The 16,350-nt window shown below is 40.1% G+C and carries 22 protein-coding genes; all 22 read right to left on the minus strand.

The features are described from left to right. Positions 1 to 510, minus strand: a 510-nt coding sequence (locus EXE10_RS18170; protein ID WP_165383049.1) for a phage tail protein, incomplete at its 3' end; no start/stop codon positions are given. 2 nt (positions 511 to 512) lie between these two features. Next, positions 513 to 1,043 carry a phage tail protein I gene (locus tag EXE10_RS18175; RefSeq protein WP_130114321.1) on the minus strand — a complete coding sequence of 177 codons (531 nt, stop codon included), beginning with the start codon at positions 1,041 to 1,043 and terminating at the stop codon, positions 513 to 515. Further along, positions 1,040 to 1,957 (minus strand): baseplate assembly protein, encoded by a 918-nt coding sequence (locus tag EXE10_RS18180; RefSeq protein WP_130114322.1) that lies wholly within the window; start codon positions 1,955 to 1,957, stop codon positions 1,040 to 1,042. The genes EXE10_RS18175 and EXE10_RS18180 overlap by 4 nt, the downstream gene beginning before the upstream one ends. Beyond that, positions 1,954 to 2,286, minus strand: coding sequence for a GPW/gp25 family protein (locus tag EXE10_RS18185; protein ID WP_130114323.1), 333 nt, complete (start codon positions 2,284 to 2,286; stop codon positions 1,954 to 1,956). Before EXE10_RS18185 ends, EXE10_RS18180 begins: the two co-directional genes overlap by 4 nt. Next, the gene (locus tag EXE10_RS18190; protein WP_130114324.1) at positions 2,286 to 2,921 is read right to left on the minus strand and encodes a phage baseplate assembly protein V; all 636 of its coding nucleotides are present in this window, start codon (positions 2,919 to 2,921) and stop codon (positions 2,286 to 2,288) included. Before EXE10_RS18190 ends, EXE10_RS18185 begins: the two co-directional genes overlap by 1 nt. Further along, a complete protein-coding gene (locus EXE10_RS18195; RefSeq protein ID WP_130114325.1) occupies positions 2,918 to 3,490 on the minus strand; it encodes a hypothetical protein in 573 nt (190 codons plus the stop codon). The genes EXE10_RS18190 and EXE10_RS18195 overlap by 4 nt, the downstream gene beginning before the upstream one ends. Continuing rightward, entirely contained in the window at positions 3,475 to 3,984 is a 510-nt protein-coding gene (locus EXE10_RS18200; RefSeq protein WP_130114326.1) for a phage tail protein, read from the minus strand. The genes EXE10_RS18195 and EXE10_RS18200 overlap by 16 nt, the downstream gene beginning before the upstream one ends. Then, positions 3,981 to 4,307 carry a head-tail joining protein gene (locus EXE10_RS18205; protein WP_130114327.1) on the minus strand — a complete coding sequence of 109 codons (327 nt, stop codon included), beginning with the start codon at positions 4,305 to 4,307 and terminating at the stop codon, positions 3,981 to 3,983. The genes EXE10_RS18200 and EXE10_RS18205 overlap by 4 nt, the downstream gene beginning before the upstream one ends. A gap of 2 nt (positions 4,308 to 4,309) precedes the next feature. Further along, positions 4,310 to 4,606 carry a Rho termination factor N-terminal domain-containing protein gene (locus EXE10_RS18210; protein ID WP_130114328.1) on the minus strand — a complete coding sequence of 99 codons (297 nt, stop codon included), beginning with the start codon at positions 4,604 to 4,606 and terminating at the stop codon, positions 4,310 to 4,312. 51 nt (positions 4,607 to 4,657) lie between these two features. Continuing rightward, a complete protein-coding gene (locus EXE10_RS18215; RefSeq protein WP_130114329.1) occupies positions 4,658 to 6,649 on the minus strand; it encodes a phage major capsid protein in 1,992 nt (663 codons plus the stop codon). Beyond that, the gene (locus EXE10_RS18220) at positions 6,649 to 8,208 is read right to left on the minus strand and encodes a phage portal protein (protein WP_130114330.1); all 1,560 of its coding nucleotides are present in this window, start codon (positions 8,206 to 8,208) and stop codon (positions 6,649 to 6,651) included. Before EXE10_RS18220 ends, EXE10_RS18215 begins: the two co-directional genes overlap by 1 nt. Before the next feature lie 6 nt (positions 8,209 to 8,214). After that, positions 8,215 to 8,760 (minus strand): hypothetical protein, encoded by a 546-nt coding sequence (locus EXE10_RS18225; protein ID WP_130114331.1) that lies wholly within the window; start codon positions 8,758 to 8,760, stop codon positions 8,215 to 8,217. A gap of 121 nt (positions 8,761 to 8,881) precedes the next feature. Continuing rightward, the gene (locus EXE10_RS18230; RefSeq protein WP_130114332.1) at positions 8,882 to 9,613 is read right to left on the minus strand and encodes an Ltp family lipoprotein; all 732 of its coding nucleotides are present in this window, start codon (positions 9,611 to 9,613) and stop codon (positions 8,882 to 8,884) included. Between the two features lie 49 nt (positions 9,614 to 9,662). After that, complete coding sequence (locus EXE10_RS18235; RefSeq protein WP_213073863.1) at positions 9,663 to 11,591, minus strand: phage terminase large subunit family protein; 1,929 nt, start codon at positions 11,589 to 11,591, stop codon at positions 9,663 to 9,665. A gap of 52 nt (positions 11,592 to 11,643) precedes the next feature. Beyond that, positions 11,644 to 12,144, minus strand: a complete 501-nt coding sequence (locus EXE10_RS18240) for a terminase small subunit (RefSeq protein WP_130114334.1) — start codon at positions 12,142 to 12,144, stop codon at positions 11,644 to 11,646. A gap of 93 nt (positions 12,145 to 12,237) precedes the next feature. Beyond that, complete coding sequence (locus EXE10_RS18245; protein ID WP_130114335.1) at positions 12,238 to 12,831, minus strand: lysis system i-spanin subunit Rz; 594 nt, start codon at positions 12,829 to 12,831, stop codon at positions 12,238 to 12,240. Between the two features lie 10 nt (positions 12,832 to 12,841). Then, positions 12,842 to 13,453 (minus strand): lysozyme, encoded by a 612-nt coding sequence (locus EXE10_RS18250; protein ID WP_130114336.1) that lies wholly within the window; start codon positions 13,451 to 13,453, stop codon positions 12,842 to 12,844. Beyond that, positions 13,450 to 13,830 (minus strand): hypothetical protein, encoded by a 381-nt coding sequence (locus EXE10_RS18255; protein WP_130114337.1) that lies wholly within the window; start codon positions 13,828 to 13,830, stop codon positions 13,450 to 13,452. The genes EXE10_RS18250 and EXE10_RS18255 overlap by 4 nt, the downstream gene beginning before the upstream one ends. A gap of 61 nt (positions 13,831 to 13,891) precedes the next feature. Continuing rightward, complete coding sequence (locus tag EXE10_RS18260) at positions 13,892 to 14,308, minus strand: Mor transcription activator family protein (protein WP_165383050.1); 417 nt, start codon at positions 14,306 to 14,308, stop codon at positions 13,892 to 13,894. 10 nt (positions 14,309 to 14,318) lie between these two features. Next, positions 14,319 to 14,765, minus strand: coding sequence for a hypothetical protein (locus EXE10_RS18265; protein ID WP_130114339.1), 447 nt, complete (start codon positions 14,763 to 14,765; stop codon positions 14,319 to 14,321). Positions 14,766 to 14,958: 193 nt separating this feature from the next. Then, complete coding sequence (locus EXE10_RS18275) at positions 14,959 to 15,402, minus strand: hypothetical protein (protein WP_130114341.1); 444 nt, start codon at positions 15,400 to 15,402, stop codon at positions 14,959 to 14,961. After that, a complete protein-coding gene (locus tag EXE10_RS18280; protein ID WP_130114342.1) occupies positions 15,399 to 16,334 on the minus strand; it encodes a DNA cytosine methyltransferase in 936 nt (311 codons plus the stop codon). Before EXE10_RS18280 ends, EXE10_RS18275 begins: the two co-directional genes overlap by 4 nt. Between the last annotated feature and the right edge of the window lie 16 nt (positions 16,335 to 16,350).

Genomic DNA, 16,350 nt, shown 5'->3' on the forward strand with positions numbered 1-16,350 from the left:
TTTTTTCGTATCATTAGTCGTGAGATTATCAATAATTTCAGCACGTTTGATGTAGTTTTCTTCGACCCAAGCTTGGCTTGCAAAAATCAGTGACTCATCTAATGTGATCTCAACAACACTGCCGTCACGAATATCTTGAGTGAATTTAAGACGATATTCCGATACGCCAGAAGAGTCAGCTACTTTTTCAAATGGGGCATGGGAACCATGAGAAATCAGCTTCCCATCCGCAATGATGCCCATTTCACGAACCCAAAACCCACCTACATCAGATGGAATAATTGTTTCTATTACAATCCAGTTTGCAATCGTTTCGTGTCGTTCATACTTAGTCACTGCTTGACGATGAACTTCTTTAACTAAAGTTGAACGTGACTTGGATGGAGTTGGTACAGATCCATTGCCATCCCCGAATGCCACATGTGTAATATTGAGTTTTGTGTTTGATGCGATTGCTTTAGCAATTTCAGCATCACCGACTGTTGTGGTAACGTTGTAATATTCAGCCATTTTTAATTTCTCGGAAGGCTTGTGAATGTCAAAGCAGTTTGATGAACAAGCGTATTTTTCGTTGTTAGAATCGGGTTTGATGTGATTGTTAAATTTGCAAGATGTCGTGATGCTGCTTTTGCATCTGATACAAGTCGTCTGACTTCGTAATACACTTCTGCTGTAAGACTTTTGCCGATCAGATCAAGTTCTAAATTGAACGTGCCTGGGGTTAAATTTGGTGTAGCTTTGAACCATTCGATCAGATTGACTTCATAGCCGAAAGGCTCTAAAGCTTTTCGAATCGCAGCTGCTGTACCTTTTAACTTGTGCTGTTCTTTTGATTGTTTAATGACTTTACGCTTCAAACCTTCTTGCCAATTATCATCCCAATAATCAACACTTTTCTGCCAAGCAATAAATGGTAGGAACTGAGTTGGGACATTATCCAAATCTTTGATGACTCGGATCGAGGGTAGATTGAATGCATCTTTATTGATTTCTGCAATGTTGCGTTCTAGCAATGTTGAATTCGGCGGTAATAGTGTTCTCACTCTGTACCCCCAATCGTAATATCAATATTGGTGCAGTGAGGGTGGTGCCATGTGTCAATTTCAATATCCGCAACGGGTTGATCGATCACAACACGACTGATGCCGTCTACATGCAGTGCAGCATAGATTGCAGACAGACGAATGCTTGAGCCATTTTTTTTAGCTTTTTCTACATATGCATTGAGTCGAATATTTGCAGCTTCAAGCATGAGCGAGTCTTCTGCATTTTTGCCCATGAACAGTCGCCCAGCAATTTGAAATGGCTTGGCCACACTTGTTTTTACAGTCGGTCTGTCACAAACAGGGCGTACAGATTCGGGATCCAATGCATTTTGTACGATCTGAACCAATTCTTCTGATGCTTCTCCGTTTACGCTATCAGCTTGAATAATCACAATGTCGAGTAAATACGGATTTAATTCATCTGATTTAATTTTAATGCCATCCACCCGACCATCTGCTGATAGCACAAAATAGCGATAAGCATTAGCTGATCCTGCTGTGTTCATACCATCGAATGATAGAATACATCTTTCGCGCAAACGCTCATCTGATTCATAGACAGCCTCAACAGGTGGAATCACATCATTATCAGCTGGAGTTACAAGTAAACGTAACAAACCATATTCCGTTAACGCTAAGTGATCCAAGTCAGATTTTTCAGCATATGCAAGCAATAATGATCGAGCATCCGAATTACACTTAGCTTGATAAAGCATTTCAAGATAGGCATTTTCTTGTAATAACTTTACAATTGGTTCTGACTCACGCAGAAGTAATTGTCTAATTTCATTATGTTTTTCAGAATCATACAAGCTAATAAAACTTTCTTTACGTTGAGCAAAAATAGCTTCATAACTCAACTCTGTAATAAAGCTTGGTAGTGATAACTGCGAAAAGTCAATTGTACTCATTTGCTCACCACAATCCCGTCAAGTTGCACAGCCTTACCATCAACAACATATTTACCTGTTATTCTTAGCGTGATTTGACCAGCAACTGCACTTGTAACATTCACAGCACTCACAATTAAACGATTTTCCCACTTCATTAATGCTTCAGCAGTAGCAGCAATAATATCAATCACAGTGCTTCGATTTGTTGGAGCATCAATCAATTCGAATAATCTTGAACCATAATCACGGCGCATTACACGCGAACCAATTGGTGTATTTAATATATCTGCGATTGACTGCTGTAGATGATCCAAACCAGTTAATTCACGACCTGTTTTTGAGTCCATCACACAACACCCCCTGTATTACCACCACCCGTCTGCACACCACTATGTTTGTGATTATCACCAATATTTTTTCCATTATGGGTCAGTGTTCCACCACTCAACTCAACATTTCCTTTTAATGTTACAGACCCACCACCAGCACCCATACTGAGTGATTTTGCGACTGTTAAATTTCCTGAGCAAATTGTTTTTGGTGCATCAAGCGTAATACTCGAATCTGCTTTAATTGTTGCAGTGTCGCACTTAATAAGAACATGGCCACTTGAAGCAGAAGCGTCCACAACGAGTGTATGACTTGATTTGTCGTATTCAATCACTGTGCCATCTTCATAAATTTTTGTTGGATTTTCAGTTGTGCCAGCATTAGGGAATGTATTTTGAGATATTGAAAATGCAATAACACCTTGTGATAAATCGCCCGATGGAGACAAAACAAGAACCTGCTCATCTTTTGAATAACCTCCATTCCACGTGCGATCATTGCCCGCACGTGACTTTGACCATTCAAGATCTGCTACAACTTCACCATCAAAATCAACTGTTGCCGTACCTGCACCAAGATCAACGCTTTGGATGCGTCCAATTTTGATTAAATTTGCAAGAATTCGATCCATTTGCCCCAAGCCGTAACTCACAATACCTCCCGATAACTACTCACATGTTCAGACCCAATTTCAGGAGCATAGCTGTAATATGCTATTGGTATCACACCATCAGACTTCCAAATGTTTTCACCAACTAACACTGGAATTTCAAAATCAACACGCCAGACATCATACCGATCAAGCTCTGGATAAAATGCGTCTTCAGTAACAGTGGAAAGTGTTAATGCACCTGTCTTTAATTTGTGAAATCGCTTATTTTTAAATAAATATTGTGCAAGCTTTAGTGCTAAACCTCGAGCTTTAACTTTAATATCAATCGGACTTGATAATCCTTTTTCCATTGCATTAATTACAATGCGCGCTTCAAATCGAGCAATTAAAGGCAATTGCTCAGTGCCAGCATCATTCACTAAATCAACATCAAAATCAGGCAACTCAAGAAGTAATGCAGGCAACTCCTCAACTTTTAATGATTTTCGATTACTTTCACTTCGATAAAACTCAATCAGTTTAAAGTCATCTTTAAATACATCAGTCAGATTCTTAACAATATTGTTGTGTAAATCAGCAATATTGATCCCGTCTATCGCATCTGCCATTTCAACTCATGCTCCAAAACTTTAAAAAACTGTTCCTGATAACCGTAGGAAAAAGCTTGCCCACTTAAATACGTTTCTGCTTTTTCTTTAATCTCGATAACTTGTTTCTCAAGTGGTAAACGCCCCTTCCCCACTCTCTTAAAAACTTGTCCTTTGGCAATGAAAGCGCCATCTAACTTATACTTACCTGCTGTTACACCACGCTTGGTTTCACGCGCATTTAAGTGAATGAGAGAAATATCGTTGAGCCCATACCACAAATTTAGCGACCAACCAGTGTTGGTTTTCTTAATTGTGGTTTTCCGCATTCTTCTACGCACAATCTTCTGCATCACTTGCAGTTCAGCACTCAAACCCTTTGCTGTTCGCGTTTGCACCCATTTCGCCATTTTATTTAATGTTCTACTGAGCACAGCATTGAATTGTTTTTCTGTAGGCTCAAGTTCAGCAACAATGGCATCAATTCCCTGCGCTCTAATGTCAAGTGAAATCATTCATTTCTTTCTAGCTTAAGGATTGAAATACCAGTTCCGTCTTGCTGCGGATAAGTCATAATATGAAATTCACGACCATCTGAAAGCAACAAAAGATCACCGCGACTTACGTTTTCCACATCTATTGATTTACAAGTGAAACGAGGTTGAGCGTCATCAACTTCATACTCACCAAGTTGAGCATTCAAATAAGGTTCGTCAAAGACTCCTATGACCGATTTTTTACTACCATCACCAAGCTGTAAAACAGCTTTTATTGCAAAACCGCCCGTAGAATCAGTCTGAAAAAATACTTCTAAATTTTCCCAACTTGGTGATGTCATTATTAAGCCTCTAAAGCCTCATTAACTTCAGTAATTTTTTCAATAAGCTGGGCGACAGTGAGTGATTCAGGATTTTCAACACCATACTCAATCGCAAGCTCAATTAACTGAGGTTTCTTTAACTTAGCTAAATCAATTTCATGCTCATCATCTTCACCACCTTCAACCATTGTGCCCCGCCCACGGCGTAGAAGATCTTGTGCTAACTCGTGAGAAACTTCGAATTCATCACCTTTTTTACGAATTTCACCACCAATAACAACAGCAGAGGTTAAAGCGATCAAAACAGTTTTTTTCATAATAATTTACTCACAATAATGGAATAGACTGCCACCAAAGTGGCATGTTTATTAAACGGTTTTCTTTCCGTAGCAGATGGATTCAGTATTGCGCAAAACAAAGTCAACATCTTGGAAACCTACGATGCGTAAACTACCTTTTGAACTTAATGAATATGGGTCAACTGTGATATCCAAGCCACCCCACATTGCGATAATAAAATCAGCAAAGTTACCAAAGAAAATTTCACCAGTGTCAATTTGGTTGGTTACCTCTGTACGATAACCATTTACCGTATTACCAGGCTCCCAAATCGTACTCTCAGTACCTGATCCAAACTTGGCAGCAGTTTTAAAATGCCCGCGCATTGCAGCATTAAATACATAAGACATACGATCAACATCTGCATTGTCTGATGCAATTTGAGATTCCATTTCAACAACTTCAGCAAAAGTAGGGTCTACTGCTGCAAAGCTCACCGCATTAACACCTGAGATGTTCTTTAAACCTAATGGCTGGTTGCTTGTGCCTGTGCCGTAATATGCAGCTTTGTCAATTTTCAACGCAATAGCACGGTTTAAATCACTCCAAACCAATTGCTCCGCAGAGGGTGAGCTTTGCTGCATAAGTTTTCGACTGATTTCAACACGACCACCTACAGTTTTTGGGCTTAATTTTAATTGCCCTGTTGCAGGACTCGACCCTGTAACTTCTTCTTCTTCGCCAAGCCAATATGCATCTGCACCACCTGTTTGTTTCGGAATTTCAGCATCACCAACCAAGCCAGGCATTAAAAACCCAAGATTCATAATGGTCGAACGATTACGGAGCATTTCAATAAACATATCTGCACGATGATCGGTACCAACCAATGTTGCCCCATTTTGAGATGTGCCGACTTCAAATACACGACTCAACACATCAGCAGGTACTAAAATCCCCTGTGCTGAGCGACCGTAGGCTTGTTGTGCAGCTTCTGAGCACTCCAACTCAAATGCAGCAGCTTCACGATCTGCCAAAGTTGCATTTGGCAATAATGCACGTACTGCTCGCATAAGACTAAATGAGCGCGCTTCATCGCCCGTCAAACCAATATTTGCATCATTGGCTTTTGGTTTTTCAGTAATTGGCTTACCTTGACTGTTATGCATACGCTCTAAGATTGCGTTTTGTAATTCTGCTGGTGATTTATCTTCATCAATGTACTGTCGCACTAAATCACTTGCACCAAAACGCTCACCCAATTGCATTAATTCGCTAACACGCTTACGTTCTGTTTCAGCACCACGTTCTGCAGTATCACCAACCGCACGCACTAGCTCAATATCGCCAAAACGCTCACCACTTTCATTGATACGCTGACGAAGTTGGTTACCATCTTTGTCTGTGAAATAATCCCATTTCATAATTTGTTTTCTCTGCTGATGCGGAAATTGAATTTTCGTGATTTTTTCATTTTCCGAATTTGGTTCACTGTTTTCATTATTCACAATTGCCGAACGCCCTACACCCACGTTCGTGTCAGCAGGAATTGACACAAGTGAAATTTCATACGGCTGCCATTCCGTAATCAAATAAACATCATCATGTTCACGCTGTTCTTTCAGAATCGCTTTTTTAATCGTGTACCCAACGCTAATATTGGTGCGAATCAAGTCATCAATATCTTGTAATATTTCCTCACCACGAGCAGATTTACTCAAGCGAACCAACGCCCGACCTTTGCGCTGAGAGTTATCTAACCACGAGTTTTCAACCACGCCCACTTGATCTCGTGGATTGTGATCCATTAAAAATGGTGCGCGTGTATTTAAGCGTGAAAAATCAATAGCCCCATTGCTATGATCTAAAATTTCCACACCGAACCAACGACCCACTTCTGTTTCGCTGGAAAAAGAAAGTTCAACCGTTCGCTTTTCCATGTCGACTTTAAAATCATCAACAATATAGTTACGAACTAATTTATCTTTATTAAAATCAGGCAAAGGCTTTGTTTGTGATGTATCACGTGTGAATACCATTCCAGCTAAGGCTGCTGCCAAATTGATTTTTGAAAATTTCATTACATGCCCTCTTTTGGTCGACCAACTGCGCCTACTTGCTTACGCCCCATACTTGACAACACCATTTCTTCTGCTGTTTCTTTGCTAATATCTTGTGCCACCAACTCATCAATCATGGCTCGTGTATCACGCGCAATTTCAGCCCATACAGTCTGTGGATCCTTTCCTTGTTCTCGGATAATTGCCCCTGCTGAGGTCAACATATTATTTTTTGATTTTTCTGCTGCAACAACATCGGCAGATGGGTCAATCCAAGACCAACGCCGCGGCTGCCAAGCAACTTGTGTATAACGCTCAATATCAACCGCTTTAAGAGCTACATTTCCTTTTTTAATCAAACCTTTAAGTAATGCGTATTCCAGCCATGCGTAATAGACAGGTTCAACCAAAGCTTCAATCAACCACTGCTGAAGTTCCTTCCAGTGTTCGCGCTCATCCAATGTACCTTGACGGATACTTGAAAAGTTCACACCCTCAAGGTCTGATGCCAAGTTGTTATAAAGCACCCCCATACCTGCCGACATAGAGCGCAGCATAGCTTTATGAAAAGGAAGAAATTCACCAGTTGGGTAATTTGGCGACCACTCTTTAAGCTCAGCCCCTTCTGGCAACATCGTAAACTCACCCGCTTGTGATTCAATTTGAATTTCATCATCATCTTCAAACTTGGGGCCAAAACCATCTTTCCATTGAATAAAGCCCATTTTGTTTGCAGATACACGAGCATTCACAATTGCAGAATCTTCAAATTCAGAGAGTTGCTTCATGCGAAATAAACTTGTGGCAGTCCACGGCATACCACGTTTTTGCCCAACAATTTCCTCTAAGTAACCGTGAATAACCTGGTCTGCTGGTACTCGAATATAATTACCTGTGCCAAAGCGATATTGTTTTTCTTCTTCTGAGTCACTATCAAAGTAATATGCAATTGGACGGCCATATTGATTAAATTCAATGCCTTGACGTATAAAGCGTCCACTTGATAATTTTGCACTATACATAACAGGGCAACGCTGAGCATCCAGCATCTGCAAAGCAAAGCCATAGTCACCAGCTTCCGCACCACGAATAATTCTTACAAAAAACTCACCATCTTTTGCTGCTGAAACAACACAAGAACGCTGAATGGATCGCCAAGACTTTTTAGTTTGAATATCACAGTGTTCTCTTTTACCCCAAGTCAACCACTCCTGCTCAATAGCATCACAAATTTTATTGTCTAATTTTCCTTGGGTATTGCGAATTTGCGCTTGAAGCATCACTCCTTGAGGACCTACAATATTTTGATGGGCTAAGCGTATGTAATTACGACCATAATCATTGTTTGCGCACTGTTCACGACTGCGCGCAACTAACGTGCGCTGATATCGCTCCACAATTAAATCAGCTGTAATTGGGGTTGATGGCCAAGCTGAAGTTAAACGATCACTAACACCTGCTTTAAACCACCGCACTGCATTGCGAAAAACTCGACCACTTTTTTTTACTATAGATTCATCTTGAGTAATCTGTGTGATATCAGGAACTTCTGGTATTTGACGTTTTAAAGCATTAAACATAAGTATCTACCCAAGTTTGACTCTTAAAACACGACCAAAAAGATTTCTCCCAGTGGCCTGAGCTTGTTCACGAGCAACCTCAGCACGATATTGATTGCGCAACTTAATCAATGTCTCCATTGGAGTACGGTACAGCTCTCTGTTATTTAGTCTGTAACGCTCTTGATCTAGGCTTGCACGTCCCTCAATCACAGCCTCTAAAGCATCCAAGGTTTTTCGAGCATGACTTCTGAAATCACAACCTGAGGGCAAAGCTGATAAATCTGCTGTAATTTCTACAGCACCTGCCTCCAATTCATCAACTTCACCAGATTCCATATGAACCGCACGAAGTGAGTAACCATAATGCCCAGCTTTATATTCTTTTGTGACCAAAGCGGAAATATTAAAAATATGCATATTCCCACTTGGCACTGACTGCATATCAATTGCGTGGACACCACGTAAATATGCACATATTGACCAATTTGTAGCGGGGTAAGCAGTCAAATTCAAATCGAATTTAAATGTAGTTCCAGCCTTGATTTGATTTGGGAATTGCTGACCACTCATGTTTTAACCAAAATGCATTTTTCTTGGCTTAATCTTCTTTTTTAAAGTGTTTTTTTTCATTATGCACAATTGTGAAAAAAGCACCCTAGGGTGCTTTGTGTAATCTATTTGATACATTTAATTAAGAACAAGCACCTGCTTGCTGAGCACCATAAGATGCTTGTTTTTTGGTGTACTTATCACCTGCATCTGCTGAAAGTTGCTCGATCAAACCATTGCAAGAAAACCCACTAATACTAAGATATTGGTTTGCTGATCGAACTGCTTGTTCATTCCAGTCGATACTTAAGCTATCTACAGCAGCTGTAGCATCAGCTTTACTATACCCATCCCCATATTCTGAAGATAGTTGATCAATCAACCCTTTTCGTGAAAAACCAGCCACACTCAAATATTGGTTTGCTGATCTAACGGCATTCAGTTGTGGGCGAGTTAAACTTGGAGTCGATTCAATATTTTTTTGCTCAGCAGGAGGCGTATCAATCACAGGAGGCTCAATCTTGACAGTTTGGTTTGATACTAGCTCCTCAGCCTGCTTCTTTTCTTCAGCTTGTTTTTCATTATCAATTCGAGCTTGTTCTTTAACTTTGTTTTCTGCCTCAATTCGAGCTTGTTCTTTTTCTGCAGCTTGTTTTTGCTGTGCGGCCTTATTCTCTGCATCAATTCGTGCACGAGTTTCATCAGACATAGTTACACCAAAAACAATTAAAGAAACAATTATTGCTGCAGTGAATATAAAAAATGCTTTTGGTCTTGTTTGGATTTTAAAGATACCTGGTTTAATTAATGCAATAATTAAACATACAAAAAATATAAGACTTAAAAATGCAAATAGTCCATTAATAAAATCCATTTCTACCCCATTATTTTGAAATAATAAAAATGCATATTAACAAAAAATATCATTTTTTATTACCAAATACCCGCTTTTTTCTAATAACGGTATTTTTAACTGTTTGATCAAGATCATATTTAGGCTGAATATCAAATATTTTCCGCTTAATAATGATTTTAGACTTAGATTCTGTTGAGCTGTCAGTACTTGGTTTATCATTGATAGTAACAGATATACGCTCAGCAACTTTTTTTAAATTTGGTTGCATAATTTTTAAAGCAGCTAAAGCATAAACACGGCAGTCCAATGCTTCATTTCGTGCACGATCTGGCTTGTGCCATTCACGAATTGGCTGACCTTTCACATAACGAATAATAAGTTTTTCCGAGGTTAACTGCTTGTACCACTCCATTTCTCTATCGTGCGGGAAATGACAATAACCTGGTCCTTTCTTTTCAAGATCCAAGCGACGCATAACGGTGAGTTTTGCCTCATCTGTACCAACAATGAATAAATCAATTTTACGCTTATCTTTACCCGATTGTTTTCGCTGTGGACTTTGCACAATTGGCATACCCCAACCAGCGCGCCCTTTAATTGCAAATACTTTCCGATTTCTTCGACTTTTTACATACTCATAAGCACGTTGTGTATAACCTGCGGTACCACCTGTATCCAAACACGCTGCCGAAATTGTTAATTGAGCACCAGACTCGTGAAGATATGTATTTTCTAAAATATCGTCTAATTCTTCCCAAATTTCATCACCAAGCGGATCACCCCAAAGTACACGATAATCAACAGACCAACTTTCCTCACCAATACCCCAAGCCACAATTTCAAGCTCTAAGCGATCCATCTGCATATCAATACCGCATGTAAGATATACACCCGCATTAGGGACACATGCTGTAAACTCTTCTGCACGCAACTGCAGTATTTCAGGATCTGCCTTATCTCCATTTTCTTCATAAGTTTCACCAAGTGATACGTTTACAAAGACCTGTAAGTCATCAAGTGCCAATTTATCTAAATAAGATTGAACAATGTCACGCATTTTACGAAATGTTGAGAGCATCTCTGGTGCATGAAAACTAATATGACCTTTGAATGGTTTTTCCGCTTTCCATCCATGGCCGAGTTTTTCAGCATTACGAATTGAAGCAATGCGCTCACCATCTGACCAAGTTTTATTGCAACACTCACAGCGATAGCAAGCAGTATCAACTTCATGTTCCTGATCTAAGTCTTCTTTCGCATCTTGAATATTGGTAGATTTTCTCCCCTGCCAAGCAACATTTTCCCATCTTAAAAACTGAGCTTCCCCACAGTGCGGACAAGGCACATAATATCGACGCATGTCACCTTGTTTAAATGCATTTTCAACACGGCTTGCACCTGAAATGGTGGGCGTACTTGATTCTGTTCTTAGGGCTTGATCACCGAAAGTTGCTGAACGCTGAGCCAATAATTCAATCGGATCTCCCTCCGCTGTTGCCTCCATGCCGTCAATTTCATCGGCATGAGTAATTGGTGCAGAACGTGAGCGTAAAGTTTTAGGAGATCCAGCCCAAGAAAACATCAACCAGCCACCGACATACGAAATCATACGGCTGTTATTCACACCGTCACGGCTACGAGGCTTTGCCATTTTTTTGGAAATAGATTTATTCGCTTCAATCATTGGGCGAAGCTTGGTTTCTAAAAATGTTTGAACATCGCCCTGCGTTGGCTGTACGAAAATTTGTGATTTCGGCTCATGCGCAATGAAATAACCAGTTGCGCACTGTTGGATTGTTGTCTTACCGAGCTGAGCACCTGTCATATAGGTGACACGACGCACACCATATTCTTTAATTGCATCAATCATGCCACGTTGATACGGTGCATTATCAAAATTAATGGGACCAGGTATGGCATTACCAACAGGAATTTTAATGTTTTTTTCCGCCCAAGTGCTGGGCAAGATGTCTGGTGGTGGCACCAGATGATGCATAGACCGTTTTACTGCATCTAAAACTGATCCATAATTGCTAAATATTGATAAATCACTCAAAGTCCTCTTGCTCCAAATCATCTTCTGCAGATGTTTCAAGTGCGAGTACTAATTCTGCTTTCAGCTTATCTTTAAATGCACGCTCATCAGTTTCCCCTAACAACTGCAAAACTGCGCGCTGTGGTACATTCATGATATTTGCACGAATTGCCGCAAAAGCCATAGCTTGGGCGCGCTCAAATTCTTCAATTAAAGCCACTTCCCCTTTTTTTGTTGCAAGCTCTAGCTCAGCCAATTCCGTTTCAGCTTTTTGTTTTCTAACTCTCAGTTGCTCAATGTCATCAGGTATACCACCTGTTGCTTCTTCAACATCACGATCCCTTAACCATGTTGAAACTTGAGCTGTATTGAATTTCCATTCTAAGCCGCGACCTCCTTTAGAAATAAATGAACATCCAGCACGAACCCAATTATCAACTGTTGGCAATGACACACCAAAAATGTCAGCCAATCCTTGACGCGTCACTTCCTGACCTTTGATTACTGCTGACATTTGATACCTTTTTTACTTCTAAATTCAGAATTACTTTTTAAAAACAAGCGATTATGAAAAAACAGACATAAACATAAACTACGGTTTCAAAATTCACGCAGATATGAAAACCTGCGAGGTCTTTGCCCCCGCTTGGGGTGCCCCTTCGGAAGTACCTTGAGAAACTATTTTTTGATGGTGCAGTGATTGGTCGATCTGACCGTTGCATAGCTCTCTGTCCTGCTGGATGAGAGCTTGAGCACTCTTGAGTTGCTCTGCTATGGCGTCTGCCCTTGTGGCAAGCCGAATAAGAAACTCGACATCTCTGTCGTAAAGTCCGCCTGTTGTGGTTGCATGATCACTGCTGGTGCTGTTGGTAGTGATGGACACATCAGGGCATTGCTTGACTTTGAGTGAGTCGCGCAGGCTGAGATTGTCAGCACGATACTCATTAATAACATGTGTTTCATTCTGCTTCATTTCCTCAATCTTTTCAAGATACTTAGACTCTATTTGCTCTTGTTTTTTGTAAGCATCACGCTCTCGCTCTAACACACGGCGAACATTCGCCTGTAAGCTTCTAATTGTATCCTCATACGACTGCATTGATTGATTCTCTGCACTGGTATAGCCATAGTCATAGGAACACCAACCAACAAAGGTAACAACCAGTGTAACGCCAATGAGAGCAATCCATTTTGTATACATGCTCAACCACCTACTTTAAAAACAATTGCTTTTCTTTGGCACGGCGATTCTTAAGACCTTCAACAACTTTGCCATTGTCGTAAATCCAACGATCAAATTGATTTGCTGCATCATTTAACTTTGATTGATTAATTAGATTCAGCATTGTGCTTTTGGTGAATGCTGATTCACCAATGTTGTAAACGAATGAAGCCAACGCATCGAATTGATTTTGATTAATTTTTGTTTTGACATATTTATCTAAACAAGCATCTACCCATTTTGAGTCATTAATAAGCCAAAGTTCTGCTTGGCCTTTCGTACATACATCACCTTGTTTTACACGCTCACCATTCGGATATTTAATTGTTCCATAACCAATGGTCCACACCCCACCAGTGTCTTTATATGCCTCTAATCGCAACCCCTCAAATTCACGAATAATTTGAAAACCAAGTTCGGAAATATCACGTTGTGCGGAGTCAGAAAGCGTAAAACCAATTAATTTAGCAAAAACTGGTAGGCCATTTGACGCAATGATTGCATCACCTGCATCTACTTGTGATTGAGTCAGCTTCCCACCTGACATGGCGCGAAGCCATGAATATGCCTGTGCAATTCCTGCTGTTTGATCAATACTCATGACTTACCACCATTTTTCCAGTTCTTAATCATGTCAATGAAGAATTGCTTAAAGCTAATATGCTTATATGCACCCGTTTTGATCCAAACGAACAGTTCTTGAAATACTAGACCACCTAATGCACCCGTTAAAAAACCAATTCCACCTGTGTGAATCGGCTCAAGTTTTGCGTAATACATAATTAGTGACGTGAGGTAATGCGCAGTAAATGCACCTGACAATAAGAAAATCATGTAATCATAAGGAGTTTTTAACTGCTCTTTGTTGTATCGCGCTGTAACCGCCGCTCCAATCAGACCAGCAATCCAATATTGCAGAGCACTTAGAGAGTCACTTGCCAATTTAAGTATAGTGACCCACAATTCGTTTCCACTCATTCCCACACACCTGTTTTGTTTTCTTTATTGTTTAAAAGAAATGAGGGTTTTTCATTATTCATTAAATCAATGCTATTTGCTGAGACCTTAATTCGTGACCATAAATTTTAGAGACAATGCGCTCGGTTACACCAAACATTAATGCAAGTTCTTCAATAGTAAAACCACACCTCATCATTCTTCTGATACCATCATCGCGCATCTGTAAAATCATGTGATTGCAATGAGTTAATACCAACAACTCACCGCCAAAAACTTTAGATAATTTTTGAGCATCAATATCACCCAAAGTTTTGGATAAGAAATGATTTGAACATAATCGCTTTAATGTCGGCACATAGAGTAACAACTGCCCTTTTCCTGCTCTTTTTTCAGTTTTGTAACGTGGGCACTGACTTACAAGATAAAATGCTTTTTGCCTGCCGATCACTTCTGCAATGCTTTTCAAATCACCATTCAAATCATTAATATATTCCATGCCCACTTCCTTAAAATCTTGCAAAACGACCAAAAACCAACATTGCAGCATCACGTGCATGCTCATTCGTGCGACCTGCCCACCCTGTGATTTTTTTAAAAGAAATTGCCTTTGTTTTAGTTGCATTGGCTTTTGGATGAACCATTAAATAATTCAATTCTTGCTCTTTACACCAATCTTCCCAGATTTGTGCATCACGCTTTACAGACCCAACGCCTTGCGCTTTTTCTCGACCACCTGTGAACCATGTGCGCAATCTTGCATCTTCGATAAAAAGTTTTAAGTTTTCTTTTCCATGTAGGTTTATTAACTCTGTGACGCCAGACATTGCCTGAGTTATAGAAAGACTTTCTACTTTTCTTAACTCACCACCATTGCCACTATCTACAGCAACTGCAAAACCAGTATTTACGCCTGTATCAATTCCGATAAGTACCTTCCTGTCATTCGCTTTCATTTCTTCACCACTGGAATTTGTTGGAAATCGCAACGAGCGGAATCCACGCCACGCTTTAAGTGCGCTTGTCTTTGTTTCTCGCATATCTCATAAGTAGCGTATTGCAATTGGAAATTAGATGGTCTGTAATAACCAAGGTATCCACTACCCGTGAATACCGTCAAAACCCAAACCGTTACCCAAGTAGTCATAGTCACCCCAATCGGTTCAATTTATCGGTTTCATTAATATGCAAATCAGTAACAATCGTACTCGGGCTAACGTGATTCCGAATGTCTGTGCAATCGTCTGTCATGTCAGCTAACCGCTTATCAACGCACATGTGATGCTCAGGAATTGGATACCACTTCTTAATTCCGAATCGTTTCTCAAGCCATGCCTTATCGTGTTCTGTAATTGCGGTGCGGAGGTCGTTTAAATCAAATACTGAATTTTCTCCAAATTGCTTAATTAGCTCATGTGTGTATCTATAATCTGAGTCATTCCAATCATCGATGTCATGATCCCAAACAGATCCAAAACTTAATGAGTAGTAATTAACACCAGTATTGATAACACAATGCGTTGCGGTCCTATCAGGCGCACTCTCTACAATCTCTCTCATCTGCTCAATTGAAAGGTTGCTTGTAGTTGTCATGCTGTCACCTCCACCAATGACTTAAAAACATGAGCCACAACATCAACAGTCCATGAGTTGCCGTAAGCCTTGTATGCTTGTGAATTGCTTACGATTGACTCTGCCCAACAATCAGGAAATGTCTGTAGCCGAGCGCATTCTGTTGGTGTTAATTTTCTATATTGAACATCACTGATTAGAACTTTAGGCTCGCGATGACCGCCACCCATTGTTGTAAGTGTTGGTGCTTTACCATCAATGCCATAAACTCGCTTAATGCAATCCATGCCTTTAATATCAATAGCAGTAGCTATATGCCCCTCATTGCCTTCTTTGATGCGTTCGCAATGTCTGTCAGGCTTAATATTTTCAACCACATCACGTAGCAAAATCCCCTTATCTTTTGGCTGTTTTAAATCCCAATTACACCAGTACAAACGAACTCGATTCTGAGCTGACAACAGTGCTGAATTAATCACAATAGGCTCTACACCAAGATACTCATTAATAACTTCAACAAACTCTTTCTTCATCTTGACGTTTTCTAGCATGAATTTAACGTTCGGATTGAATGATTTAATGTGATTTAAAATATCGACATAAACGAAGAATAGAGCTGAACGCGGATCATCAAAAGCCAATTGTTTCCCTGCAAAACTAAACCCCTGGCAAGGACTACCACCGATCAACATATCAATTGAGGCCCAATCGATATCCCATTCACGCCACTTGGTTACATCACCCAGTTGCACATCATCTTGGTAGTAATGCATTGCCACTTTGTTTGCAAATTTATCAATTTCGCTACGATAGTAAGTACCAACTTCAATGCCTGCACGTTCAAGTGCTAAACGACCTGCCGAAATGCCATCGAATAAACTTAAAACATTTGCTTTTGGTTTTAGACTTTTAATTTTTAGCCATTGCGAAAAACTTGTGTTAAATGCATTCATGCCGCCACCTTCTCAT

The sequence above is a fragment of the Acinetobacter sp. WCHAc060033 genome (assembly GCF_004209125.1).
Lineage (GTDB): Bacteria > Pseudomonadota > Gammaproteobacteria > Pseudomonadales > Moraxellaceae > Acinetobacter > Acinetobacter wuhouensis.

What these genes read in the sequence shown, in the direction of transcription:
- EXE10_RS18230 (WP_130114332.1), bottom strand. Translation starts at nt 9,613, where the DNA reads ATGGATTTTATTAATGGACTATTTGCATTTTTAAGTCTTATATTTTTT.
- EXE10_RS18185 (WP_130114323.1), bottom strand. Translation starts at nt 2,286, where the DNA reads ATGGACTCAAAAACAGGTCGTGAATTAACTGGTTTGGATCATCTACAG.
- EXE10_RS18265 (WP_130114339.1), bottom strand. Translation starts at nt 14,765, where the DNA reads ATGAAAGCGAATGACAGGAAGGTACTTATCGGAATTGATACAGGCGTA.
- EXE10_RS18275 (WP_130114341.1), bottom strand. Translation starts at nt 15,402, where the DNA reads ATGACAACTACAAGCAACCTTTCAATTGAGCAGATGAGAGAGATTGTA.
- EXE10_RS18250 (WP_130114336.1), bottom strand. Translation starts at nt 13,453, where the DNA reads ATGAGTATTGATCAAACAGCAGGAATTGCACAGGCATATTCATGGCTT.
- EXE10_RS18200 (WP_130114326.1), bottom strand. Translation starts at nt 3,984, where the DNA reads ATGATTTCACTTGACATTAGAGCGCAGGGAATTGATGCCATTGTTGCT.
- EXE10_RS18195 (WP_130114325.1), bottom strand. Translation starts at nt 3,490, where the DNA reads ATGGCAGATGCGATAGACGGGATCAATATTGCTGATTTACACAACAAT.
- EXE10_RS18210 (WP_130114328.1), bottom strand. Translation starts at nt 4,606, where the DNA reads ATGAAAAAAACTGTTTTGATCGCTTTAACCTCTGCTGTTGTTATTGGT.
- EXE10_RS18215 (WP_130114329.1), bottom strand. Translation starts at nt 6,649, where the DNA reads ATGAAATTTTCAAAAATCAATTTGGCAGCAGCCTTAGCTGGAATGGTA.
- EXE10_RS18240 (WP_130114334.1), bottom strand. Translation starts at nt 12,144, where the DNA reads ATGTCAGCAGTAATCAAAGGTCAGGAAGTGACGCGTCAAGGATTGGCT.
- EXE10_RS18220 (WP_130114330.1), bottom strand. Translation starts at nt 8,208, where the DNA reads ATGTTTAATGCTTTAAAACGTCAAATACCAGAAGTTCCTGATATCACA.
- EXE10_RS18280 (WP_130114342.1), bottom strand. Translation starts at nt 16,334, where the DNA reads ATGAATGCATTTAACACAAGTTTTTCGCAATGGCTAAAAATTAAAAGT.
- EXE10_RS18260 (WP_165383050.1), bottom strand. Translation starts at nt 14,308, where the DNA reads ATGGAATATATTAATGATTTGAATGGTGATTTGAAAAGCATTGCAGAA.
- EXE10_RS18255 (WP_130114337.1), bottom strand. Translation starts at nt 13,830, where the DNA reads ATGAGTGGAAACGAATTGTGGGTCACTATACTTAAATTGGCAAGTGAC.
- EXE10_RS18235 (WP_213073863.1), bottom strand. Translation starts at nt 11,591, where the DNA reads ATGCATCATCTGGTGCCACCACCAGACATCTTGCCCAGCACTTGGGCG.
- EXE10_RS18225 (WP_130114331.1), bottom strand. Translation starts at nt 8,760, where the DNA reads ATGAGTGGTCAGCAATTCCCAAATCAAATCAAGGCTGGAACTACATTT.
- EXE10_RS18180 (WP_130114322.1), bottom strand. Translation starts at nt 1,957, where the DNA reads ATGAGTACAATTGACTTTTCGCAGTTATCACTACCAAGCTTTATTACA.
- EXE10_RS18205 (WP_130114327.1), bottom strand. Translation starts at nt 4,307, where the DNA reads ATGACATCACCAAGTTGGGAAAATTTAGAAGTATTTTTTCAGACTGAT.
- EXE10_RS18245 (WP_130114335.1), bottom strand. Translation starts at nt 12,831, where the DNA reads ATGTATACAAAATGGATTGCTCTCATTGGCGTTACACTGGTTGTTACC.